General features: G+C 69.4%; 1 protein-coding gene. It reads right to left on the minus strand.

The features are described from left to right. Positions 1-553, minus strand: a 553-nt coding sequence (locus tag Q8814_RS26450; RefSeq protein WP_330154866.1) for an ABC transporter ATP-binding protein, incomplete at both ends; no start/stop codon positions are given.

Here is a 553-nt window from a genome sequence, read left to right on the forward strand (position 1 = left end):
ACGCGGCCGAGGTCGGCGAGTCGCCGCAGGGTCGTCATGATCTGCCGGTCCAGCGCGGGGTCGAGCCCGGAGGTCGGCTCGTCGAGGATCAGCAGTGACGGACCGGTGAGCAGTTCCAGTGCCACCGACGCGCGTTTGCGCTGACCGCCGGAGAGCCGGTCGACCCGGGTGTCGGCGTGCGCGGTCAGATGCAATTCGGAAAGCACGTGTTCGATGACCTCGTCGCGATCGGCGCGGTCGGTGTCGGGCGGCAGGCGCAGCTCCGCGGCATAGCCGAGTGCCTGGCGCACCGTGAGCTGGCGGTGCAGCACGTCGTCCTGCGGCACGAGCCCGATCCGGGACCGGAGCGACTGATAGTCCGAATGCACACTGCGGCCGTCGAATTCGACGACGCCGTCGCTCGGTGCGGTGGTGCCGGATACGACCTTGGCGATCGTGGATTTGCCCGCCCCGGACGGACCGATGACGGCGGTGAGACTGCCCGGGGACGCCGCGAAGGTCACGTCGTCGAGCAGGCGTTTGCCGTTGTCGATGGTCAGCGCCACACCGTGGA

Source organism: Rhodococcus chondri (assembly GCF_036327435.1).
GTDB lineage: Bacteria > Actinomycetota > Actinomycetes > Mycobacteriales > Mycobacteriaceae > Rhodococcus > Rhodococcus chondri.